Origin of the sequence: Streptomyces sp. NPDC093586 (assembly GCF_044764905.1) — a bacterium.
Classification (GTDB): domain Bacteria; phylum Actinomycetota; class Actinomycetes; order Streptomycetales; family Streptomycetaceae; genus Streptomyces.
Genome location: NZ_JBIWJA010000002.1, coordinates 55,308 through 77,169 on the forward strand (window position 1 = coordinate 55,308; position 21,862 = coordinate 77,169).

The 21,862-nt window shown below is 72.6% G+C and carries 18 protein-coding genes and 1 pseudogene; 11 read left to right on the top strand and 8 right to left on the bottom strand.

Annotated elements, in window-relative coordinates; genetic code table 11:
* Positions 1-13: 13 nt before the first annotated feature.
* A complete protein-coding gene (locus ACIRFH_RS02405) occupies positions 14-1,147 on the bottom strand; it encodes an AAA family ATPase (RefSeq protein WP_403516706.1) in 1,134 nt (377 codons plus the stop codon).
* A 142-nt stretch (positions 1,148-1,289) separates the two neighbouring features.
* On the opposite strand from ACIRFH_RS02405, the gene ACIRFH_RS02410 reads away from it, so the two are divergent.
* Both ACIRFH_RS02410 and ACIRFH_RS02415 read left to right on the top strand, forming a co-directional pair.
* Positions 1,290-2,654: an SWIM zinc finger family protein gene (locus ACIRFH_RS02410; protein ID WP_403516707.1), complete on the top strand. Its 1,365-nt coding sequence runs from the start codon at positions 1,290-1,292 to the stop codon at positions 2,652-2,654.
* A gap of 23 nt (positions 2,655-2,677) precedes the next feature.
* Positions 2,678-4,297 (top strand): DUF5691 domain-containing protein, encoded by a 1,620-nt coding sequence (locus ACIRFH_RS02415; RefSeq protein WP_403516708.1) that lies wholly within the window; start codon positions 2,678-2,680, stop codon positions 4,295-4,297.
* 333 nt (positions 4,298-4,630) lie between these two features.
* Here ACIRFH_RS02415 and ACIRFH_RS02420 read toward each other — a convergent pair whose 3' ends face one another.
* Positions 4,631-5,047, bottom strand: a complete 417-nt coding sequence (locus ACIRFH_RS02420; RefSeq protein WP_403516709.1) for a cobalamin B12-binding domain-containing protein — start codon at positions 5,045-5,047, stop codon at positions 4,631-4,633.
* A gap of 464 nt (positions 5,048-5,511) precedes the next feature.
* On the opposite strand from ACIRFH_RS02420, the gene ACIRFH_RS02425 reads away from it, so the two are divergent.
* Both ACIRFH_RS02425 and ACIRFH_RS02430 read left to right on the top strand, forming a co-directional pair.
* On the top strand, positions 5,512-6,552 hold the full coding sequence (locus ACIRFH_RS02425; protein WP_403516710.1) for an esterase/lipase family protein: 1,041 nt from the start codon (positions 5,512-5,514) through the stop codon (positions 6,550-6,552).
* 273 nt (positions 6,553-6,825) lie between these two features.
* A complete protein-coding gene (locus ACIRFH_RS02430) occupies positions 6,826-8,445 on the top strand; it encodes a M23 family metallopeptidase (protein ID WP_403516711.1) in 1,620 nt (539 codons plus the stop codon).
* Positions 8,446-8,564: 119 nt separating this feature from the next.
* Here the strand turns inward: ACIRFH_RS02430 and pcrA are convergent, their stop codons facing one another.
* Positions 8,565-11,054, bottom strand: a complete 2,490-nt coding sequence (gene pcrA, locus ACIRFH_RS02435) for a DNA helicase PcrA (RefSeq protein ID WP_403516712.1) — start codon at positions 11,052-11,054, stop codon at positions 8,565-8,567.
* 245 nt (positions 11,055-11,299) lie between these two features.
* Between pcrA and ACIRFH_RS02440 the strand changes: the two genes are divergently transcribed.
* The gene (locus ACIRFH_RS02440) at positions 11,300-12,310 is read left to right on the top strand and encodes a tellurite resistance/C4-dicarboxylate transporter family protein (protein ID WP_403516713.1); all 1,011 of its coding nucleotides are present in this window, start codon (positions 11,300-11,302) and stop codon (positions 12,308-12,310) included.
* On the opposite strand, the gene ACIRFH_RS02445 is transcribed toward ACIRFH_RS02440, so the two are convergent.
* The gene (locus ACIRFH_RS02445; protein WP_403516714.1) at positions 12,288-12,641 is read right to left on the bottom strand and encodes a hypothetical protein; all 354 of its coding nucleotides are present in this window, start codon (positions 12,639-12,641) and stop codon (positions 12,288-12,290) included. The genes ACIRFH_RS02440 and ACIRFH_RS02445 overlap by 23 nt on opposite strands.
* A gap of 326 nt (positions 12,642-12,967) precedes the next feature.
* On the opposite strand from ACIRFH_RS02445, the gene ACIRFH_RS02450 reads away from it, so the two are divergent.
* Both ACIRFH_RS02450 and ACIRFH_RS02455 read left to right on the top strand, forming a co-directional pair.
* A complete protein-coding gene (locus ACIRFH_RS02450) occupies positions 12,968-14,017 on the top strand; it encodes an NlpC/P60 family protein (RefSeq protein WP_403516715.1) in 1,050 nt (349 codons plus the stop codon).
* A gap of 310 nt (positions 14,018-14,327) precedes the next feature.
* Positions 14,328-15,857, top strand: coding sequence for a polysaccharide lyase family 1 protein (locus ACIRFH_RS02455; protein WP_403516716.1), 1,530 nt, complete (start codon positions 14,328-14,330; stop codon positions 15,855-15,857).
* Positions 15,858-16,099: 242 nt separating this feature from the next.
* On the opposite strand, the gene ACIRFH_RS02460 is transcribed toward ACIRFH_RS02455, so the two are convergent.
* Together ACIRFH_RS02460 and ACIRFH_RS02465 are read right to left on the bottom strand one after the other, a co-directional pair.
* On the bottom strand, positions 16,100-16,489 hold the full coding sequence (locus ACIRFH_RS02460) for a cupin domain-containing protein (protein WP_403516717.1): 390 nt from the start codon (positions 16,487-16,489) through the stop codon (positions 16,100-16,102).
* A gap of 74 nt (positions 16,490-16,563) precedes the next feature.
* The gene (locus ACIRFH_RS02465; protein WP_403516718.1) at positions 16,564-17,460 is read right to left on the bottom strand and encodes an alpha/beta hydrolase; all 897 of its coding nucleotides are present in this window, start codon (positions 17,458-17,460) and stop codon (positions 16,564-16,566) included.
* A 107-nt stretch (positions 17,461-17,567) separates the two neighbouring features.
* Between ACIRFH_RS02465 and ACIRFH_RS02470 the strand changes: the two genes are divergently transcribed.
* Positions 17,568-18,608, top strand: a complete 1,041-nt coding sequence (locus tag ACIRFH_RS02470; protein WP_403516719.1) for a PucR family transcriptional regulator — start codon at positions 17,568-17,570, stop codon at positions 18,606-18,608.
* A 110-nt stretch (positions 18,609-18,718) separates the two neighbouring features.
* Here ACIRFH_RS02470 and ACIRFH_RS02475 read toward each other — a convergent pair.
* Positions 18,719-18,832, bottom strand: a pseudogene (locus ACIRFH_RS02475) (VOC family protein); the annotation flags it as partial.
* A 98-nt stretch (positions 18,833-18,930) separates the two neighbouring features.
* Here ACIRFH_RS02475 and ACIRFH_RS02480 point away from each other — a divergent pair.
* Positions 18,931-19,185, top strand: a complete 255-nt coding sequence (locus ACIRFH_RS02480; RefSeq protein WP_403516720.1) for a hypothetical protein — start codon at positions 18,931-18,933, stop codon at positions 19,183-19,185.
* 318 nt (positions 19,186-19,503) lie between these two features.
* Positions 19,504-20,286 carry a hypothetical protein gene (locus ACIRFH_RS02485; protein ID WP_403516721.1) on the top strand — a complete coding sequence of 261 codons (783 nt, stop codon included), beginning with the start codon at positions 19,504-19,506 and terminating at the stop codon, positions 20,284-20,286.
* A 78-nt stretch (positions 20,287-20,364) separates the two neighbouring features.
* Here ACIRFH_RS02485 and ACIRFH_RS02490 read toward each other — a convergent pair whose 3' ends face one another.
* Positions 20,365-21,048 carry an NADPH-dependent F420 reductase gene (locus ACIRFH_RS02490; RefSeq protein ID WP_403516722.1) on the bottom strand — a complete coding sequence of 228 codons (684 nt, stop codon included), beginning with the start codon at positions 21,046-21,048 and terminating at the stop codon, positions 20,365-20,367.
* Between the two features lie 74 nt (positions 21,049-21,122).
* Between ACIRFH_RS02490 and ACIRFH_RS02495 the strand changes: the two genes are divergently transcribed.
* Complete coding sequence (locus tag ACIRFH_RS02495; protein WP_403516723.1) at positions 21,123-21,512, top strand: winged helix-turn-helix transcriptional regulator; 390 nt, start codon at positions 21,123-21,125, stop codon at positions 21,510-21,512.
* The last annotated feature ends 350 nt before the right edge of the window (positions 21,513-21,862 follow it).

Below are 21,862 nucleotides of genomic sequence, written 5' to 3' on the forward strand. Positions count from 1 at the left end.
GTCCGCACGCCGTTCACGCGCTCACCTCCCGGCAGGCGCGGTAGAAGTCCTTCCAGCCGTCGCGTTCGCGGACGACGGTCTCCAGATATTCCTGCCAGATGACGCGGTCGGCCGCCGGGTCGCGGACGACGGCGCCGAGGATGCCTGCGGCGATGTCACCGGAGCGCAGCACTCCGTCGCCGAAGTGGGCGGCCAGCGCGAGGCCGCCGGTGACGACGGAGATGGCCTCGGCCGTCGACAGGGTGCCGCTGGGCGACTTCAGTCTGGTGCGCCCGTCGGCCGTCACCCCGTCGCGCAGCTCGCGGAAGACGGTGACGACCCGCCGGATCTCGTCGATGCCGTCGGGCGCGGCCGGCAGGTCGAGGGACCGGCCGATCTGGTCGACGCGGCGCGCGACGATGTCGACCTCCGCCTCGGCGCTCTCGGGCAGCGGCAGCACCACCGTGTTGAAGCGGCGGCGCAGGGCGCTGGACAGGTCGTTGACCCCGCGGTCGCGGTCGTTGGCGGTGGCGATCAGGTTGAAGCCGCGGACCGCCTGCACCTCCTGGCCCAGCTCCGGTACCGGCAGGGTCTTCTCCGACAGGATGGTGATGAGCGTGTCCTGCACATCGGCCGGAATACGGGTCAGTTCCTCCACGCGGGCGGTCATCCCCTCGGCCATGGCCCGCATGACCGGGCTGGGCACCAGGGCGTCGCGGCTGGGGCCGTGGGCGAGCAACTGCGCGTAGTTCCAGCCGTAGCGGATGGCCTCCTCGGGGGTGCCGGCGGTGCCCTGCACCAGCAGGGTCGAGTCGCCGCTGACGGCGGCGGCCAGGTGCTCGGACACCCACGTCTTCGCCGTTCCGGGCACACCGAGCAGGAGCAGCGCGCGGTCGGTGGCCAGGGTGGTGACGGCGACCTCGACGATACGGCGCGGCCCCACGTACTTCGGGGTGATCACCGTGCCGTCGGGCAGGGTGCCGCCGAGCAGGTAGGTGGCGACGGCCCACGGCGACAGCTTCCAGCGGGCCGGGCGCGGGCGGTCGTCCTGCGCGGCCAGGGCGGCGAGCTCGGCCGCGAAGGCGTGCTCGGCGTGCGGCCGCAACGCCTCGGCGGCGGCCCCGTCCCGGGTCGGATCGACGGACGTCGGTTCTACGGACACAGTCATGGCGAGTCCCCCTCCAGCTCGGCCGGTTCGGTCTGGCACCAACCGTGCACCACACCACTGACAATCGCTCTGACCTGCACAAATGGCCCGGCGGGTGCTGTCGCGAGGCCGATTGTCAGTGGCACGTTCTACCTTCGGGGACATGACTCAGCAGGGGGTGCGCTGGACCGCGGACCAGGTGCTGGCACTGGCACCTGACGCCGCGTCGCGCAAAGCGGGCAGCAAACTCGGCGCGGCCGGTCCGTGGTCCGGGACGGGATGTACCGACGAGGGGACGGTGTGGGGGCTGTGCAAGGGCAGCGGCAGCACGCCGTACCGGACGGCCGTCGACGTCGCGGACGTGTCCGGGCCGGCGTACACATGCAGTTGTCCGAGCCGGAAGTTCCCGTGCAAGCACGCGCTCGGACTGCTGCTCCTGTGGGCGGGCGACGTGAGCGCGGTGCCGCGGGCCGAGGCGCCGGACTGGGCGGAGCGGTGGATCGCGGGCAGACGCGAGCGGGCGAAGGAGAAGGATGCGGGGGGCGCGGGGGGCTCCTCCGGTTCCGCGGGCGGGACCGCTGATCCCGAGGCGGCGCGGCGGCGGGCGGAGCGCCGGGCCGAGCGGATCACCGCGGGCGCGACGGAGCTGGAGCAGCGCCTGGCGGACCTGCTGCGCGACGGCCTGGCCGGTGCGGAACAGACCGGGTACGCGTTGTGGGAGGAGACCGCGGCCCGCATGGTCGACGCCCAGGCACCCGGACTGGCCTCCCGGGCGCGCGAGTTGGGCGCCCTGCCGTCGTCGGGTCCCGGCTGGCCGGTGCGGCTGCTGGAGGAGTGCGCGCTGCTCCACCTCCTCGACCAGGCCTGGCTGCGCCGCGAGCGGCTTCCGGACGCACTGGCGGCGACGGTCCGTTCCCGCGTCGGCCTGCCCGCACCGGCGGACGGCCCGCCGGTACGGGACCGATGGCTGGTCCTCGCCCAGTACGACACGGCGGACGCGCGGCTGACGACCCGACGCGTGTGGCTGTACGGCACCGAGTCGGACCGCACCGCGCTGCTCCTCTCCTACGGGGCCGCCGGCCGGGCCCCGGAGCTCGCGCTTCCGGTGGGCCTGACGCTGGAGGCGGAGGTGTCCTCCTACCCGGGCGCGGGTCAGCGACGGGTGGCTCTCGGCAAGCAGTTCGCACCGCCCGCGCGGACGGAGGCACGCCCGCCGGGAGTGACGGCCTCCCGGGCGGCCGCCCGTTACGGCGAGGCCCTCGGCGACGACCCGTGGCTGGAGTCGGTCCCGGTGACCCTGGACAGGGTCGTGCCCGTACCGGACGGTGACTCCTGGCAGCTGGCGGACGCCGACGAGGACACGGCGCTGCCCCTCACCCCGGCGGCCCGCAACCGCCCCGGCCTGTGGCGCCTCGTCTCCCTGGCGGGCGGCAGGCCGGTCACGGTCTTCGGCGAATGCGGCCACCGGGGCTTCACCCCCCTGACGGCCTGGCCCGACGGTCCGGGACCGGCGGTTTCGCTGTGCTGACCCACCCCGCGGAAGGGAACCACATGACCAGGACGCCCGCTCCCCAGGCGCCCCCGTCGGGCGACTGGGAGGAACTCGTCACCTCGGCGCTGCTCGGCACGCAGCGACGCACTCCTCGGGGCTGCGAGCCCGGCCGGGACGCACCGGCGGCACTGCTGGACGCCGCGGCCGTGGAAACCGTCCGCAGACGCGCCGGACTGACCCCGGCCCGTGCGGCCCGGCGTCCGGAGCCGGCCCCCGACGACGACCGTCCGCCACTGCCGGCCGCGGCCGCCCGCCGGCTCACGATGCTCCTCGCCGACCGCCCCGGAACGGCGGGCGGCGGGCGCAGAGGCACGGCACCCGATCTGATGGAGCTGCTGCCCCAGTGGCTGGCGACGGCGAACGCCCGCGGTTTCGCGGCCCCGCCCGAGGTGCTTCCGGCACTGCTGGACGCCGCCCGGGGGCGCACGGACCTGCGCCCGGCGGCGCTGGCCTTCGCGGGCCCGCGCGCCCTGTGGCTGGCCCGGCTGAACCCGGACTGGCGGTTCGCCCTGCGCGCGACGCCGGGCGGCGGCACCACGCTGCCCGGTCCCGAGGCCACCGGGCAGGTGCGCCGGTTGTGGCAGGAGGGTCTGTTCGCCGAGCGCGTCGCTCTGCTGGCGTCCCTGCGCTCCCGCGATCCGGCCGCCGCCCGCGAACTGCTCGCCTCGACCTGGGCGACGGAACGGGCCGAGGACCGGCTGATGTTCCTCGACTCCCTGCGGACAGGGCTGACGCCGGCGGACGAGCCGTTCCTGGAACAGGCGCTGGCCGACCGCAGCCGCAACGTACGGGCGACGGCGGCGGAGCTGCTGTCGGCGCTGCCGGACTCGGCGCTGGCCGCGCGGATGGCGGCGCGGGCCCTGACGTGCGTGTCGCTGGACCGCGCCCAGGACCCTCCGGTGATCACCGTGGAGGCGCCGCACGAGTGCGACGCGGGCATGGAGCGGGACGGGATCGTGCCCAAGCCGCCCGCGGGCCGGGGCGAGCGGTCCTGGTGGTTCGGCCAACTGGTGGAGACGGCGCCCCTCGGGACCTGGCCGGCCCGGCTGGGCGGACGCACACCGGAGGAGATCGTCGCGCTGCCCGTGACGGACGACTGGCAGGGCGAGCTGCACGCGGCCTGGTGCCGGGCGGCGGTCAGGCAGCGGAACGCCGCATGGGCGAGGGCGCTGCTGGGAGCGCCCACGGCACCGGAGGCGGGTGGTCCCGGCGCGGTGTCCCTGGCCGAGCGGGCCAAGCTGCTCGGCACGCTCGACGGGGGCGAACGGGCCGAGTGGGTCGCGGGGTTCATCGCGACGCACGGTCTGTCCGAGGCGTTCCAGCTGCTCGGCATGTGCGGGGTGCCGTGGGCTCCGCCGCTCGGACGGGCGGTGGTCGACGCGCTCAACATCGCCCGGGACGCGGGGAGTTACCCCTGGAGCTTCAGCGGTGTGATGGGGCTGGCCGAGCGCTGCCTCGACCCCTGCGAGGCCGGCCGCCTGGACGGGCTGCTGGCGGTACCGGACGAACCGGAGGACGCGTCGCCGGGTGCGGGCGGGTACTGGGCGGAGGCGTTCCAACGGCTGGTCACGACGCTGCGGCTGCGTGCGGTGATGGCCGAGGAGCTGGGGGCGGCGTAGGGGTGCGCCGACGCCGGGGAGGGGGCAACCGCGCGGACACAAGGACCGGCACGCCTGTCGGCTCCACGGCCCGGGGCGAGGCACGACCCGGCGCCGCGGCCCGGGGGCGGTGCAGCAGACCCTCGGCCAAGCCACCCCGACGCGCCGTCACCTCACCGCACCCCCCGGCGTCGCCCTCCGGGACGTGCGCCGGGGCGCCGGATGCACACGGGCGCCCGCGCAGGCCGCCGCGCCCACCCACAGACCGCCGTACCCACCGCACCGGCGCAAGCCGCGCCGTACCCGCCGCACCGGCGGAGTCCGCCGTAACCGCCCCGCCGACGGGCGAAGAGGTTACGCCTCCGCCGGCTGCCGTACGTGCGCCCGCACCCAGTCCACGATCGACGCCGTCGTCGCACCGGGGGTGAAGATCTCCGCGACGCCCTTCTCCTTCAGCGGGGCGATGTCCGCCTCGGGGATGATCCCGCCGCCGAAGACCAGGATGTCCGCCGCGTCCCGCTCCCGGAGCAGGTCGATCACGGCGGCGAAGAGCGTGTTGTGCGCACCGGAGAGGATGGACAGCCCGATCGCGTCGGCGTCCTCCTGGATCGCGGTGTCCACGATCTGCTCGGGTGTCTGGTGGAGCCCGGTGTAGATGACCTCCATACCGGCGTCGCGCAGGGCCCGCGCGATCACCTTGGCCCCGCGATCGTGGCCGTCGAGCCCCGGCTTGGCCACCACCACGCGGATCGGACCGGCTGCCACACCCATCACTGCCTCCATGAAGCGACTACATCCATCCGTACCGACAAGTACCGCACACATCGCCCACACCCGTACCCGTTCCGCACCAAGTGTGCGAAGTGCACGCCTCCGCGGTACAGGCATCCCGCACCACGCCGTCCGGGGGAAGTGAACGAACGTTATCGCCAGCATCCCGTAACCGGCAGTTTCGCGGTGGAGACAGAGGGGGAAATCACACAGAGGGACATGGTCGCCGCGCACCGGAGTCGCAGGGTCCGCGGCGGGAACACGCGCAGGGAGAACCGCAGCGAGGACAGGGCAGCCGCGGGCCTCGTCGCCGTCCGAAACGGCATCAGAGGGCACAGAGCCCACCGCACTGGCACACTGTTTACACAAACCTCGCAAACACCACGCAGCACCGGTGTCACGGCTCTCCACGAGGGCACACGGGGACAGAGGCGTTCCTCCGCGTGCCGACAGGAGGTCGGCCCATGAAGGTCACGACGGCAGCACTGCCCCTTCTCCCGCTCTGTCAGCGACTCCTGCCCTCCCTCCCGGCACTTCCGGCACTTCCGGCGGTCCCCACCCTGTCGGGACTCGCGGCTCTCCCGGGAATGTCAGCCCTCACCGGCTTCTCGGGCCTGTCCGGCATGACCGGCCTGTCCACCCTGTCCGCCCTGTCCGGCCTTCCCGGCAAGGTGACGGGGCTCTCCATGACCCTCCTGAAGGCCACCGCCCTGGAGGCCGCGATCCTCGCCGGGCACGTCCTCCTCTACCCCTCCGGCATCGTCCAGGAGCGCCGCTGCGTCTCCGAGCCGCCCCGGGCGGGCTCCCCGGGCCCGGAGTCCGCCTCCGTGCCCACCGCGCAGCTGCCGGCCCGCACCAGCCCGCCGGTCGTCCTGCTGCACGGTTTCATCGACAACCGCTCGGTCTTCCTCCTCCTCCGCCGCAGCCTGGCCCAGCACGGCAGGCACCGGGTGGAGTCGCTGAACTACTCACCGCTGACCTGCGACATACGCTGCGCGGCCGAGCTGCTCGGCCGGCACATCGAGGAGATCTGCGAGCGCACGGGCAGTGACCGCGTCGACGTGGTCGGGCACAGCCTCGGCGGCCTGATCGCCCGGTACTACGTGCAGCGTCTCGGCGGCGACCTCCGCGTCCGGACGCTCGTGACGCTCGGTACCCCGCACGCGGGCACCCGGGTGGTGCCACTGGCCAACGCCCACCCGATCGTGCGCCAGATGCGCCCCGGTTCGGCGGTGCTGGAGGAGCTGGCCCTGCCCGCGCCCGGCTGCCGTACGCGGTTCGTCAGCTTCTGGAGCGATCTGGACCGTGTGATGGACCCGCTGGAGACGGCCTGCCTCGACCATCCCGACCTGACCGTCCAGAACGTCCGGGTGAGTGGTATCGGCCACCTCGCCCTGCCCGTGCACCCCGCCGTGGCCACCGGCGTGCGGCAGGCCCTCGACACGCCCGGTCCGGAATCGGGCACGGCGACCGGTGGTCGCCCCGGCGGACTGACCGTCGCCTGAGACCGGCACTCTCACCCGATCGGCCGCAGACAGGCCTTCCCGGAGCAGCCGCCAGGCCGGCCACTCCGGCGGTGACCACCGGGACACACCCCGGCCGATGTCGAACAAACGTCGAACACAAAGCCAAACTCTCGCCCGCCGTCCCCCGAAACACGGCCGATTGCCCGTTTCCTGCGCGCGCGAAACCTGCAGAAGATTGTCGCGCCCGCATACCGCCGGGTACAGTCGCCGCACTGCTCTGGCAGCCCTGTTGTCGAGGCGAAAGAGAAGTTGGTGAACGACCGTCACCCGTCGGGGGGCATGACCACCCCGGCCTCGGCTTCCGACGCCGACCCGGCGCCCTACGCGCCGTACGGCACCGGGGAAGCCCAGTACGGCGACCTCACCACGTACGGCGGCTACGACACCACCGGTTTCGCCACCGGGCACCACACCACGGCGCCCTTCGCCGCGGACCCGCTCTTCGGCGGCCTCCCGGACCAGGACACGGGCGGCTACGACACCACCGGCTCGTACGACACCACGGGTGCCCACACCGCCACGGGCGTGTACGACTCCACCCAGTGGGCGACCGGCAGCCACCAGACGCTGTTCCACGACGCGTACGCCGCCCAGCACCACGCCGCCTACGACACCGGCGCCTATGACACGACCGCGTGGACGGCCGGCGGTCAGCAGTCCGCCACGGTGCCGGCGCAGGCGACGAGCGTCGAGTCGACGGGGCAGTGGGACACGGGTGCCTGGGTCCTGCCCGACCAGTCCGGCGCCCCCGCCGACCGGACCCAGCAGTGGGACTGGGGCACCCAGACCTTCGCGACGGGGACGTTCGGCACGGAGGCCTTCGAAGCGGAGGCCTCGGAGACAGGGCCCTTCGAAGCGGTGGCCTTCGGCACCGGCACGTTCGACACCGGCGCCTACGACGCCACGCAGTGGAACTCGGACGGCGCGGCGGCGCGGAACACCGCGCCGGACACCGCACCGGTCGCCACCACCGCCGCCACCTCGGAGGAACCCGACCCCCGCGACGACGGGTTGTCCGCCACCGGCGAACTACCCGCCGTGACCACCCTGCTCGAGGACCAGGAAGAGGTCGTCCCGGCCCCCCGGATCCCGGCGGCGCGCACCGCCTCCCGGGGCGCGGCGCGTTCCCGTCGGCGTCAGCCGGCCAAGCGCTCGGCGCTGTTGACCATCGCCGTTCCCTCGGCCTGCGTGATGAGCGTCGCCGGCATCGCCGCGGCCTCCGTCGGTGGTCTGAGCGGCGAGGACGGCAAGGAGACCACCGCGTCGGCGGAGGAGGCCGGCACGGGCGCCGTGCCGGTGAAGCCGTCCACCGCCAACAACAAGCTGGACACGCAGCTCGCGAGCCTCTCCGCCGGTGCCGACGACTTCGCCGACCGGGCCAGTCGGACGCAGGAGCGCATCGACCTCAAGGCCGAGCAGGCGGCGGAGAAGAGGAGGGCGGCGGAGGAGGCGGCCCGCAAGGAGCGGCTGCGTCCCAAGTTCGCGCTCCCGGTCGAGCAGCACGGACTCAGCGCCTACTACGGCCAGGCCGGCATCAACTGGATGTCCATGCACACCGGCATCGACTTCCCCGTGTCGTACGGCACGAAGGTGATGGCGGCGACCGACGGCACGGTGCGTACGCAGTACAACACCGCGTACGGGAACATGCTGATCCTGACCGCTAAGGACGGTACGGAGACGTGGTACTGCCACCTCTCCAGTTACCAGGTTCCCTCCGGTACGAAGGTCAAGGCCGGTGATCCGATCGCGTTCTCCGGCAACTCGGGCAACTCGACCGGACCGCACCTGCACTTCGAGGTGCGGCCCGCCGGCGGCTCGGCGATCGACCCGCTCTCGTGGCTGCGCAGCCACGGTCTCAACCCGTCGTGACGCCGTAGCGCCCCTGCGGACCGGTCCAGCCCGCGCCGGTCCGGCCCGAACCGGTCCGGTGCAAACGCACGAGACCGAACCGGTCCGGCCGGATCAACCCGACCGGACCGCCGTGTCCCTCAGAGCTTCTCCACCGGCGCGTACCGCAGCAGCAGCCGCTTCGGCTTGGCGTCCCCGAAGTCGATCGTCGCCTCCGCGTTCGCCCCCGTGCCCTTGACCCCGACCACCGTGCCGAGCCCGAACTGGTCGTGCGTGACACGGTCGCCGACCGCGAGCGAGACCGCCGGCTTCTCGGAGGCGGACCGGCTCGTGGCGAAGCCGGACGCGCCCGACGCCGACGACCGGGACCGGGACGACGACAGCGAGGCCGCCACCGCGGAGACCGGCGCGGACGGCGCGGGCCCGTTCGCCCCGGTCCGCTTCCACTCCAGGTGGGCCGGCGGGATCTCCTCGAGGAAACGCGAGGGCGGGTTGTACGACGGCTGCCCCCAGGCGCTGCGCAGCGTGGACCGGGTCAGGTACAGCCGCTCCCGCGCACGCGTGATGCCGACGTAGGCCAGGCGGCGCTCCTCCTCCAGCTCCTTGGTCTGGCCGAGGGCGCGCATGTGCGGGAAGACGCCGTCCTCCATGCCGGTGAGGAAGACGACCGGGAACTCCAGACCCTTGGCGGTGTGCAGGGTCATCAGGGTGACGACGCCGTCGCCGTCCTCTTCGTCGGGGATCTGGTCGGAGTCGGCGACCAGCGCGACCCGCTCCAGGAAGTCGGCCAGGGTCCCGGTGCCCTCACCCTCGCCCTCGGCCCGCTCCTGCTCGAACTCCAGGGCGACGGCGGCGAGTTCCTGGAGGTTCTCGATGCGGGTCTCGTCCTGCGGGTCGGTGGAGGACTGCAACTCGGCGAGGTATCCGGTGCGTTCGAGGATGGCCTCCAGCACGGTCGCCGGTCCGGCACCGGACTCGACGACGGTGCGGAGGTCCTCCATGAGCGCGTTGAACCGCTTGACGGCGTTCGTGGAGCGCGCGGCCATGCCGTACGCCTCGTCGACGCGGCGCAGGGCCTGCGGGAAACTGATCCTCTCCCGCTGGGCGAGCGCGTCGATCATCGCCTCGGCGCGGTCGCCGATGCCGCGCTTGGGGACGTTGAGGATGCGCCGCAGCGGCACCGAGTCCTCGGGGTTGGCGAGGACGCGCAGGTAGGCCAGGACGTCCCGGACCTCCTTGCGCTCGTAGAAGCGGACGCCGCCGACGACCTTGTAGGGCAGGCCGACGCGGATGAACACTTCCTCGAAGACACGGGACTGGGCGTTGGTGCGGTAGAAGACGGCGACGTCTCCGGCCCGGGCCTCGCCCGCGTCCGTGAGGCGGTCTATCTCGTCGGCGACGAACTGGGCCTCGTCGTGCTCGGTGTCGGCGACGTACCCGGTGATCCGCGCACCCGCGCCCTGGTTGGTCCACAGGTTCTTGGGGCGGCGGGACTCGTTGCGCTCGATGACGGCGTTGGCGGCGCTGAGGATGGTCTGGGTGGAGCGGTAGTTCTGCTCCAGCAGGATCGTCGTCGCGTCCGGGTAGTCCTCCTCGAACTGGAGGATGTTGCGGATGGTGGCGCCGCGGAAGGCGTAGATCGACTGGTCGGCGTCGCCCACGACGCACAGCTCGGCGGGCGGGACCTCGGCCCCGGGCGGCGTGTCGGCGGGGTGCTCGGAGGTGCCGACCAGCTCGCGCACGAGGGCGTACTGGGCGTGGTTGGTGTCCTGGTACTCGTCGACCAGGACGTGCCGGAAGCGGCGGCGGTAGTGCTCGGCGACGTCCGGGAAGGCGCGGAGCAGGTTGACCGTCGTCATGATCAGGTCGTCGAAGTCGAGGGCGTTGGCCTCGCGCAGCCGCGACTGGTACATGGCGTAGGCCTGGGCGAGGGTCTTCTCGAAACCGTCGGCGGCCTGGGCGGCGAAGTCCTCCTCGTCGATCAGCTCGTTCTTGAGGTTGCTGATCTTGGCGCTGAAGGACTTGGGCGGGAAGCGCTTGGGGTCGAGGTCGAGGTCGCGGCAGACCAGGGCCATCAGGCGCTTGGAGTCGGCGGCGTCGTAGATCGAGAAGGACGACGTGAAGCCGAGCCTCTTCGACTCGCGGCGCAGGATGCGCACGCACGCGCTGTGGAACGTCATGACCCACATGGCGTTCGCGCGCGGGCCGACGAGCTGCTCGACGCGCTCCTTCATCTCGCCCGCGGCCTTGTTGGTGAAGGTGATCGCGAGGATCTGGCCCGGGTGGACTCCCCGTGCGGCCAGCAGGTGGGCGATGCGGTGGGTGAGCACACGGGTCTTGCCGGAGCCGGCGCCGGCCACGATGAGCAGCGGGGAGCCGGAGTGCACGACGGCGGCGCGCTGGTTGTCGTTCAGCCCCTCCAGGAGAGCGGCCGGGTCCAGGACCGGGCGCGGGGCGCCGTCCCGGTAGTACGGGTCCCGGTCCGGCGGCATGTCGAACTTCCCGCCGAACAGATCGTGCGGAACCGGCTCCGGCTCGTGATCGTCCTCGGGCGGCGGCGGGGGTTCCTCCTCGTGACCGCGCGGGGTCTGGAGGCTCGCCAGGAAGCTTTCGTCAAAGAGGCTGCTCATCGCTCTCCGAGTCTAGGGCGCCCCGCCGACAACCGGCCGCCGCCCCGGAAAATGACCGGTATCCCACAGCCCGGGACGCCCGGGGACGGACGCCGTCGCACAGAGCGACCACTTACGCCAAAGGTCCGGACACGGAGCGACCCCTTACGCCGAGGATCCGGCGAGTCACGCCGAGGATCCGGCGAGTCGTCGGTCCGCAGCGTGGTGCGTCCGGCCCGGCGGCGGCGCTCTCTAGCATCGGCCCCATGTCATCCGGCACCCCTTCCCCTCTGCGCGCCTGGTGGGCGCGGCGTCCGCCGGCGGCCGGGGCCGCGGTGATGGCGACCGGCATCCTCTCGGTCGGCCTGCACCTGACGCACCACGAGCCGCTGTCCCGCGTCGCGCTGGTCCTGGCCTGCGTCGCGTGGCTGGCGCTCGCGGTGAACTTCGCCTCCCTGCTGCTGTTCGACCGGGCGAAGTGGGTGACGCGGGCGGGGACGCCCGGCGCGCTCACGGCCGTCGCCGCGACGACCGTGGTCGGCACCCGTTTCTCGCTGCTCGGCTGGACGGCCCCGGCGGCGGCGCTGCTGGCGCTGGCCGCGCTGCTGTGGCCGGGACTGCTGCTGCTGGTCGTACAGCGCTGGGGGCGGCGGATGCCCGGGGCGGTGTTCCTGTGCTGCGTCGCCACGGAGGGGCTGGCCGTGCTCGGTGCCTCGCTGGCCACGTCCACCTCGACGGCCTGGCTCGCGCACGTCTCGCTGGTGTGCTTCTGGCTGGGGCTCGCGCTCTACGTCATCGCGCTGTTCCGCTTCGACCCGCGGCAGGTGGCCCTCGGCGCCGGGGACCACTGGGTCGCGGGCGGCGCGCTCGCCATCTCGGCGCTCGCGGGGGCCGAGCTGCTCACCGCGGCCCACCACGGGCCGTACCTGTGGAACCACGACGACGACGCCGTGCTGCACGACGCGACCGTCGCCCTGCTGGCGGTCGACCTCGCGTGGTGCGTCGTCCTGCTCGTCGGCGAGATCGTGTGGCCGCGCCCCCGCTACGACGTGCGCCGCTGGTCGACCGTCTTCCCCCTCGGCATGACGGCGGCGGCGACGCTGTCCGTCGCCGCCGCCGTGGACGTCCCGTGGCTGGAGGGGCCCGGTCGGGCCCTGGTGTGGTTCGCGGTGGCCGTGTGGCTGGTGGTCGCCGCTGGGGCGGCCGTCTCGGCCCGGGCCGGGCTGCGGTCCGCCGCGGCGGGGGACGCGGACGTCAGGTCCACAACACGGCGATGAAGATGTTCACCAGGGTCAGCAGGCCGACGAGGCCGAACAGCGGCTTGTCCACCTTCTCGTCGTCGCGCTTCACGTAGACGAGGCCGAGGATCACGATCAGCACGGCCAGCTTGACGCCGATCTTGACGTTGTCGACGGGGTGGTCCTGAGCCTGGTTGAGGCCGACCAGGACCGCTCCGGTGACCAGCATCGTCAGCGCGCCGTGCAGCATGGCGGGGGTGAAGCGGGCGGCGCCCCGGCCCATCGCCTTCATCTGGGTCAGGAAGCCGCCGAGCAGGGCTCCGATGCCGACGATGTGCAGACCGACGAAGAGGTGGATGAGTACGTCCATGAGGCCGGAGCCTAGTCAGCGGCCGGACACGCTCCGACACCGGCCCGCCGGACCCGAGGGGGTCCGAGCGCATATATGCACCCCATAGCAGTTCGTCGTCCCCGCTTGCCCCCGATCCGGCATTTCGGTCATCACCCTGCGTGAAGGCGGCGGCCTCCCGGCCGGTCCTCGGTCACTTACGGACACCCCGCGGTCCGGTACCGCCAGTTCCACGCAATCCGTCACCGGCTCGTTACCCACCGGCCTAGCGTCCTTCCCCGGGCGACCGGCGCGAGCAGCGGCCGACGCACGGAACGGAAGACGGAACGGAAGGACGTGGATCCCTGGTGGCAGCGCATCGCAGACCGCGGAGGCGCCCCGCGGGCAACGGGACGGCCGCCCGCACCGCTGTCACGCTCACCCTCGCGGGGGCGGCCACCGCGGCCGGACTCGGCGGGACCGGGCACGCCGATCCCGAGCCGACGCCGGCGCAGGTCAGGGCCAGGGTCGACAAGCTGTACCAGGAGGCGGAGGTCGCCACCGAGAAGTACAACGGCGCGAAGGAGAAGGCCGACGCCGCCGAGCGGCGCCTGGAGGACCTGCGGGACGAGGTGGCCCGCAAGGAGGACCGGCTGAACGCGACGCGGGAGACGCTGGGCTCGGTCGCGGCGGCGCAGTACCGCAGCGGTGGCCTCGACCCGGCCCTGCAGCTCGTGCTCTCCTCCGACCCCGACCGGTATCTGGAGGGCGCCGCGTTCGTCGACCGGGTGGGCAGCCGGCAGACGGCCGCCGTCGGCCGGGCGCGCGAGGAACTGCGGGAGGTCGAACAGCTGCGCGGGGCCGCCCGGATCGAGCTGGCCTCGCTGACGTCCCGGCAGGCCGAGCTGAAGCGGCACCGCGCCACCGTCACCGGCAAGCTGGAGGCGGCGCGCCGCCTGCTGTCCCGGCTGACGGCCGAGGAACGCGCCCCGCTCACCGCCGCCCCGGACCGCGCCACCCGCTCGGCGGGCGCCCGCGAGAGCCTGTCGGCCTCCGCCGAGGCGCCGAACTCCCGTGCCGCGGCGGCCGTCGCGTACGCCTACCAGAAGCTCGGCAGCCCCTACGTCTGGGGCGCGACCGGCCCGAACGCCTTCGACTGCTCGGGCCTCGTCCAAGCCGCCTACCGCGCCGCGGGCGTCGCCCTCCCCCGTACGACCTACGCCCAGATCGGCGCGGGCCGCCGTGTCTCCCGTTCGGAACTCGCCCCCGGTGACCTGGTCTTCTTCTACTCCGGCATCAGTCACGTCGGCATCTACGTCGGCAACGGGCAGATGATCCACGCCCCGAACCCCTCGGCGCCGGTGCGCCTCGCACCCGTCGACGAGATGCCGTTCGCGGGGGCCACGCGGGTGGCGTGAGGCCGGGCGGCCGGAACCGATGCGTGCGCGGGCCCTTGCCACCCCAAGGGTCCGGCCCTACTCTCACGACCGGTGAAAGCGCTTTCGCTTTTGTCATGATCAGGTCAACTCTGCCCGCTCCTCCTCCCTCCCGAGCTGAGCGCGCGGACGAGCAGCCACCACCCCGGCACGTCACCGCACCACGGAACCAGGCACCCGGGTCCCGGAGAAACCGCTTCATGCGCCACAGGGCGGCGACGTCGAGGGCCCGCCGAACGACACGACAGCGTGCGGCGACCGCCGCCACGCGAAGACGAAAGGCGAGGCGAGAATGAGACGACCAGTCGCCATACGGCTCTCGGCCGCGGTCGGCACGCTGGCCCTGGCGGTCGCGACCGGCGCGGTCCTGTCCGCGCCCGAGGCGTCGGCCGCGGCCGACGGTGCCACCGGCTACGCGACGCAGAACGGCGGGACCACCGGTGGCGCGGGCGGGCGGACCGTCCGCGCCACCACGGGCACCGCGATCCACGAGGCGCTGTGCAACCGGGCCTCCAGCAGCACCCCGATCGTCATCCAGGTCGAAGGCACCATCAACCACGGCAACACCACCAAGGTGTCGGGCGGCAGCTGCAACACCGCGGCCGACCGGATCGAGCTGAAGCAGGTCAGCAACGTCACGATCGTCGGTGTCGGCAGCGGCGCGGTCTTCGACCAGCTGGGCATCCACATCCGGGAGTCCAGCAACATCGTCGTCCAGAACGTGACCGTCCGGAACGTCAAGAAGTCCGGCTCGCCCACCTCCAACGGCGGCGACGCCATCGGCATGGAGAGCGACGTCCGCAACGTGTGGGTCGACCACACCACCCTGGAGGCATCGGGCGGGGAGTCGGAGGGCTTCGACGGCCTCTTCGACATGAAGGACGACACCCAGTACGTGACCCTGTCCTACAGCGTCCTGCGCGACTCCGGCCGCGGCGGCCTGATCGGCTCCAGCGAGAGCGACCGCTCCAACGGCTACGTCACCTTCCACCACAACCTGTACGAGAACCTCGACTCCCGCGTGCCCCTGCTGCGCGGCGGCATCGCCCACATCTACAACAACCACTACGTGCGCCTGAACGAGTCCGGCATCAACTCCCGGGCCGGCGCGAGGGCCAGGGTCGACGGCAACTACTTCGAGGACTCCAAGGACGTCCTCGGCACCTTCTACACCGACGCGGCCGGCTACTGGCAGGTCAGCGGCAACATCTTCGACAACGTCACCTGGTCCGAGCCCGGCACCGACAACAACCCGGCCGGTCCCGACCCGAAGTCCAACACCAGCGTCAGCATCCCGTACGCCTTCACCCTGGACGACGCGGCCTGTGTGCCGGACGTCGTGAGCCGGACGGCGGGGGCGGGCAAGGGCCTGAAGGTGTCGGACGGCAGCTGCTCGGCCCAGTCCCCGGACCCGACCGGCCCGACGGACCCCACGCCCGGCCCGACCGTGCCCAGCGGCACCAACCTCAGCCTCGGTGCCGGCGCCGACGGTTCCTCCAAGGCGAGCGGCACGAGCTACGGCAACGTGCGCGACGGCGACCTGGGCACCTACTGGTCACCGGCCGGCTCGACGGGCTCCATCTCCGTCAAGTGGGACTCGGCCACCACCGTGTCGAAGATCAACATCAGGGAGGCGGCGGGCAGCTCGGGCACCGTCGGCGCCTGGAAGGCCGTCAACGGCGACACCGGCGCGACCCTGACCTCGGGCACCGGCGCGGGGGTCATCGCCTTCCCCGCGACCTCGCTGAAGAAGCTCACCTTCACCATCACCAGCGCGTCGGGCACCCCAAGGATCGCCGAGTTCGAGACCTACGCGGGCTGACCGGCCCGTCCCCCGAAGAGGCCCGTCGGCCGTGGCACCGGCCGACGGGCCCGGACGTGCGCAGCGGCTAGTACCGCGGCAGGCGACGTTCGCCCGGTGAGGAGCGGCGTCCGGTGCGTGCTCCGGGGGTTCCCCCGGCTGGAGGCTGGGGGAGTGTCGGCCGGAGGCTGGGCGAGTGGGGGCACCCCCTCCGGGGGAGCATGCCGGACGCCGCGACGGGACGCACGTCACCTGCCGCGGCGCTAGGCCCCGCTCCGCTTCTCCAGGCGGCTGCCGCGCGGGAAGGTGACGGACATGATGTCGCTGGGTCCGTCCAGTGCGATGCGGTGCCATCGCCCGCTCGGGACGATGGCCGCCGTTCCCGCCGCCAGCCTGATTTCCTCCTCCTTCCCGCCCGGCTGTTCCGGGCGGAAGCAGAGACGTATGCCGCCGCTGAGGCAGGACACGACTTCGTCCGCGGCGGAGTGGACCTCCCAGTGGTCGGCGTGGACGTCGGCGTCGGACTCCACATGGAAAGTCATCAACTGCCAGCCGTCCCGCTCGGGGTCGAACACGGGCTGCGAGGCGCGCACCTGACCGTCCTGGTCAAGGTGGATGAAGGAAGTGAAGAGATCGATCGGACCGATGGTCATGTCGATGCATCCATTCTGCGGTCATCGTTCATCTGCTGGGGCCGGGGGCCAGGGGCCGGCCTTGGCCCCGCCGTCTACGGGGCAAGGGCGCGACGCAGGGCTGCGCCGAGTTCGGCGAGTTGTCGTTGTGACACGTCGGCGGACAGGATCGCCAGCGAGCCGTGGAAGGTGCCTGGCCACTGGTGCAGTTCGACCGGGACGCCCGCCTGCAGCAGACGCAGCGCATAGGTGATGCCCTCGTCGCGGAGCGGGTCGAACTCCGCGGTGGCCACGTAGGCAGGGGGGAGACCGGACAGGTCGTCGGCCCTGGCCGGGGCCGCGTACGGTGTGGCGGGTTGGGAGCCCAGGTAGTGCCGCCACACCGCCGTGAGTGTGGCGCGGTCGTGCAGGGGTGTGTCGGTGAAGTTCCGCTGCGACCAGGTTTCCTGACGGTCGTCGAGTACGGGCTGATTGAGCAGTTGGAAACAGATCGCGGGCCCCTGCCGGTCGCGCGCACGCAGCGCCACCGCTGCTGCGAGCCCGGCGCCGCTGCTGTGCCCTCCGACGGCGATCCGGCGCGCGTCGACGCCCAACTCGGCCGCGTGGTCGGCCGCCCAGGTCAGTACGGCGTAGGTGTCGTCCAGAGCGGCCGGGAACCGGTGCTCGGGAGACCTGCGGTAGTCCACCGAGATCACCACCGCGTCGGTGGCGGCGGCGATCCGGGCGGCGAAGTGGTGATCGGAGTCCAGGTCCCCCATCACCCAGCCTCCGCCGTGCAGCCAGACGATGGCGCCTCGCGCGCCGTTCGGCCGGTAGATCCGCACCGGCACGTCCGGATCGGCGGGCACGGTGCGGTCCTCGGTCTCCATGCCCGAGGTGTCCGGCGCCGGTGCCGCGGCGGCCCGCGCCGCGTAGTTCTCACGGTCCGCCACCGGATCGGTCAGGTCGGGTTTCACGAGCAGGGGAACGAACGCTTCGAGTTCGGGATCCATGGCGACCATCCTTCATCGCCGCCCCCTGAGCGGTCGCCCGCCAACTGTCGCGTGAGGCCGCCCGGTTGCGCACCGAATGGCGCACCGCCTGCCCGTACCCTTGCACCATGGAGGCCTTGGCCGAACGGTTGTCGCACCTGGATCCGCACGCCCGAGGCGCGATCCGCGTCGTCGCGTTCTACGACGCGTTGATGCGCAGGAGGGTGGACCTCCCGGCACTCGTCCGAGCCTCGGCCGGACTGGCCGGGTGTGTGGTCGGGAGCCGGCTTCACGGCACGGGGCAGGTCATCCGCATCGCGCCCGACGGCAGACAGGCGTCCACTCCCCCACGCCCCGCGTCCACCACAGCGCCGATCACACTCGACGAGGAGGAGATCGGCACGGTGTGGCTGGAACGCCCCGGCCCGCCCGATCCGCTCGACGACGTGCTCCTGGACCGGCTCGCCATCGCCACCGCCGCGGTCGTCGAACGACACGGGCCGGCCCGTACCACCATGGCCGACCCCGCTCTCGTCGAGCTCGTGATCAGCTCCGACACCGACGAAGCGGCCCGGGCCCGGGCGCTACGACTCCTGGGATTCGCCGCCGGCCTGCCGGTCCGCGTCGTCGCCGTACGCTCGCGGCTCCCCCTCGACCAGGTCGGCACCCTGTTCTGCCCGGCTCGCACGGTCAAGGCGGCACCGCTCGCCGACGTGGGCGTCATTCTGGCGACCACCCTGACCCTGCCCCGGCTTCCGGCAGGCGTACGCGCGGGCATCGGCGCCGCCGAGAGCCCTGAACTGTCCTGGCGGCAGGCCCGGACGGCTCTCCGCTTCGCCACTCCGCACCGCCCGGTGGTCTCCTACGCCGATCTCGGCGCGTGGGCGCTGCTCGCGCGGGTTCCCCGGGACGACGCGCGCGACAACGCCGACGTAGCCGCGATCGCCCGCATCGCCGACGGCCCTCACGCCATGGACCTGGAGACGCTGGACGCCTACTGCGCCACCGGCTCCCTGCGCGGGGCCGCCGACCTCCTTCACCTGCACCACAGCAGCGTCGCCCGCCGCCTCGAACGGATCGGCAAGTCCCTGGGCATCGAACTCACCGAGCCCACCGGCCTGATACGAGCGGGGCTCGCCCTCACCACCTGGCGGCTGCTCGACGGCTGAGGAAGGCCGGCTTCCCACGAGCGGGGGACCGACGGAGCGTTCCGCGGTGCGGCTTTCGGGGCGCCGCCGTGCGGCGGGACGGTGCGGCGGGACGGTGCGGCAGCACCGGTGTCGTCGTCGGTGAGCGGCGTTCGCACGCGTGCCGCGCCGAGTGCGACCGGTCGCGCGCGTCCGGCCCCCGGCGCGGCGAGGCGCTCTTCGCCCACGAGTCCGGTGCCGGCCCGCCGCGCCGCAGGCGCACCTCGTCAACCCTCCTTGACCTCAGGAGGGCTTGAGGCCATACGGCCGGCGCGTCCTGGTGATCATCAGGGGAAGGAGGCGCGTGAGCATGGGAGTCAAGGAGTGCTCACGGGAAGAGCTGGCCGCCCAGCCCATCGGCGCGTGGAGCGGCGAGGCTTACCGCCGGGTGGTCGGAGCCCTTCGTGCGGAGCCGGCGGTGGAGGACCTCACCCAGCCCCATTGGTGGACGCTCGACCACGTCGCCGGGAAACCCGGCAAGTGGACTCGACTCGTCGCGGACGACGGCCCGTTCGAGACCGGCACCGGGGCACTCGGTCCGGCAGCACCCTGGCCCTGACGATGGCCATGACCGGATGTGCGGCGTATCTCGACGACCTGACAGGCGACGGTGTCGAGCGCCTTCGCGAGCGCTGCGGAACGGGGTGACGGCGAAGGCGGCCCCCTGCTCGTGAAGGCGGCGGGCCGCCGAAGCGGACCCGCGGGTGCCACGGTACGAGGGCGTGCGGGAGGTGGCTGATCACCGGCCCGGCCGTCGGGATGTGCCCGTCAGGCCCTTGACCGGATGCCGCTTCGACGGAGGATGGGCGAAGAGAGCGGGTCCGCGTGGTGAAGTGCGGGCCTGTGACAACCCCGGCAGCAGGGAGCGTTTCTTCCGATGACCGCACAGCCCGCACGCCCTGAGTGTGGTGGTCCCGGGACCGCCCTGGTCACGGATGCCTCGCCGTTCAAGCCTCCTCTCGTCAAAGCGGTGTTCAGGGACGTGACCCCGATGCACGTCTCTCGAACGGCCGCGTGGGCCGCCGCGTCGGTGACGCGGACGGTGCTGGCACAGATCATCGACGGAGCGAGGAGGGCGGCGGCGCAGGAGGCTCGGAAGAAGCTGGTCCCCGGGGACCTTCTCTCCGCGATCGACCGGAACGTCGAGCTCGAGGTGGGGAGCGGGTGGTACGACCACAGCCCGACGTTCCGGGGCCTGACCGGTGTCCTGTACGACGCCGAGGGTGTCGTCGCGCCTTCTCGTAAGCGCAGCAGGTCGCGCAGACCGAGTGCCGTGGCCGGCGCCCACCGGTTCGAGGCCGGGGTCAGGAAGCTGCTGCGGAGCCAGGGGGTGACGGCCGTCCCGGTGATGGTCCGCGACCTGAACGGAATCGCGAGCGTGTTCCTGACGGACCTCGCCCGGAGCGCGGCCATGGTCGTCCGCGAAGGCGGGATCAAACGTTTCGGCACGGTCACCCTGATGATGCCCGGCGAACCGGACCCGCCCCCGCTCCCGCCCCTCGACGCTTCCCTCCTGGCCCTGTCCACCCGCACGGGGGACGGGCGGACCGTCGGCAGGGATGACGTCCTGGCCGCCACCACGATTCAGTTGTTCGGCGACCTCAGACAGCGCGCCCTCACCGAAGCACGCGAGGCGACGCGGAACACCTCGGCCGACTGAGCGGGTGCGACCGGCATCGCCGCCTGCACCCCCATCCGCTGCCGCGGACCCGCCGAATGAGACGGCCGCCGGGAACCCCTAGCGGAGAGCCGCCGTGCCGTCTTCCGTTTCCCGGTGGCCCGGTCCGGCCGCGTATGCCAGCGGAGGGGCGATCGCCTGGGCGTCCGCTCCCTCGCCGACCCACAGGGCGATGAAGAGCGCGGCGGTCGCTTCCAGGAGTCCCGCACGTTCGAGACCCCCGCCGGCCACGGGTTCGCAGCCCACGTCCTGCACCAACTCGCGTACACGCGCGAGGGCCCTCTCGTCGTCCCCGCAGACCGGAACGGCCAGTGGCCGCCCGTCGAAGACCGGCGGCCGCATGCGCCACACGTCCTCGTGACAGAGGTTGAAAGCCTTGACCACATGGGCTCCCGGTGCCGCCGCGGCAAGTCGCTGCGCGGCCGAGGGGCCGCCTTCCGTCAGCAGCCGGAAGCCCGGCCCGACCGGGTTGGAGCAGTCCAGCAGCACCTTGCCCTCCAGAGCCGCGTGCAGGTCCCGTGCCACGTCCGCTCCCGCCCCGAAGGGCAGCGCGGCCAGCACCACCTGTCCGGACTCGGCCGCCGCGCGCAGACCGGCAGGCTCCGCGCCGCCTCCGACGCGTGCCGCGAGCCGCTCCGCCTTGCGTGCGTCCCGTCCCCCGATGATCACCTTGTGCCCGGCCCGCACCCAGTGGGTGGCGAGCGCGTCGGCCATGTTGCCCGTGCCCAGTACGCCGATTCTCATCACGCGGTCCCTCTCCGTGCCTGTTTCGACCGTTCACCCCGACGCTAGAAGGCGGTTCGGGCACCATTTGGTACGTGACGACCGACGCCTTCCTCGCCGACTGCCGCGCCCGCCTCGCCTTCGACCTGCTCTCCAACACCTGGAACGCCGTGGTGCTCTGGGCGCTGCGCGACGGTCCCAGGCGCCCGGTCGAACTCCGGGAGCGGATCGGGGGCATCAGCTCCAAGGTCCTCACCGAGACTCTGCGGCGGCTGCAGTTCAACGGACTGGTCGACCGGCAGGCAGACCCCGACACGGCAACGCGGGTCGAGTACCGACTCACCGATCTGGGACGGACCTTGCTGGTGCCCATCGACGCCGTCGGTGCATGGGCCTTCGAGCACGGCGATGAGGTCATGGCCGCCCAGGAAGCGGCGTGTACTCCCGACCCGCGGTTCCCTCGTCCGACCTGCCGAGGGGTCTGAACATCCGCCGGGCCCTCAGCGAGGAGGTCCGCCCGCTGCCGCAGGAGTCGGTGCCGGTGTCGGTCCCCCGGCGGCGTAAGGCTTCCGGGGCGCCCCCCTGGCGTTCTCCTGCTTCCGGCCCGGTCGTGGGCAAGGCGTTCGAAAAGAGTTTGCGCGCGGGGCCGTGGCCGGATAGACATTGCGGCTGAACCCCCGCCACGAAGGTGAGGGGCATGACAACGAGAGGAGGGATGAGCCGATGATCCCCATGATCACCGCGCTTGTGTCCTCCCGGGGCGCGGACCGCGTCTGACCCCGGAACGGACGGGCGCCTTCACCGGAGCGTGCCTCGACTGTGGAACAGAACGTCC

What these genes read in the sequence shown, in the direction of transcription:
- ACIRFH_RS02410 (WP_403516707.1), top strand. Translation starts at nt 1,290, where the DNA reads ATGACTCAGCAGGGGGTGCGCTGGACCGCGGACCAGGTGCTGGCACTG.
- ACIRFH_RS02465 (WP_403516718.1), bottom strand. Translation starts at nt 17,460, where the DNA reads ATGGATCCCGAACTCGAAGCGTTCGTTCCCCTGCTCGTGAAACCCGAC.
- ACIRFH_RS02455 (WP_403516716.1), top strand. Translation starts at nt 14,328, where the DNA reads ATGAGACGACCAGTCGCCATACGGCTCTCGGCCGCGGTCGGCACGCTG.
- ACIRFH_RS02420 (WP_403516709.1), bottom strand. Translation starts at nt 5,047, where the DNA reads ATGGGTGTGGCAGCCGGTCCGATCCGCGTGGTGGTGGCCAAGCCGGGG.
- ACIRFH_RS02460 (WP_403516717.1), bottom strand. Translation starts at nt 16,489, where the DNA reads ATGACCATCGGTCCGATCGATCTCTTCACTTCCTTCATCCACCTTGAC.
- ACIRFH_RS02415 (WP_403516708.1), top strand. Translation starts at nt 2,678, where the DNA reads ATGACCAGGACGCCCGCTCCCCAGGCGCCCCCGTCGGGCGACTGGGAG.
- ACIRFH_RS02445 (WP_403516714.1), bottom strand. Translation starts at nt 12,641, where the DNA reads ATGGACGTACTCATCCACCTCTTCGTCGGTCTGCACATCGTCGGCATC.
- ACIRFH_RS02490 (WP_403516722.1), bottom strand. Translation starts at nt 21,048, where the DNA reads ATGAGAATCGGCGTACTGGGCACGGGCAACATGGCCGACGCGCTCGCC.
- ACIRFH_RS02440 (WP_403516713.1), top strand. Translation starts at nt 11,300, where the DNA reads ATGTCATCCGGCACCCCTTCCCCTCTGCGCGCCTGGTGGGCGCGGCGT.
- ACIRFH_RS02485 (WP_403516721.1), top strand. Translation starts at nt 19,504, where the DNA reads ATGACCGCACAGCCCGCACGCCCTGAGTGTGGTGGTCCCGGGACCGCC.
- ACIRFH_RS02470 (WP_403516719.1), top strand. Translation starts at nt 17,568, where the DNA reads ATGGAGGCCTTGGCCGAACGGTTGTCGCACCTGGATCCGCACGCCCGA.
- ACIRFH_RS02405 (WP_403516706.1), bottom strand. Translation starts at nt 1,147, where the DNA reads ATGACTGTGTCCGTAGAACCGACGTCCGTCGATCCGACCCGGGACGGG.
- ACIRFH_RS02425 (WP_403516710.1), top strand. Translation starts at nt 5,512, where the DNA reads ATGAAGGTCACGACGGCAGCACTGCCCCTTCTCCCGCTCTGTCAGCGA.
- pcrA (WP_403516712.1), bottom strand. Translation starts at nt 11,054, where the DNA reads ATGAGCAGCCTCTTTGACGAAAGCTTCCTGGCGAGCCTCCAGACCCCG.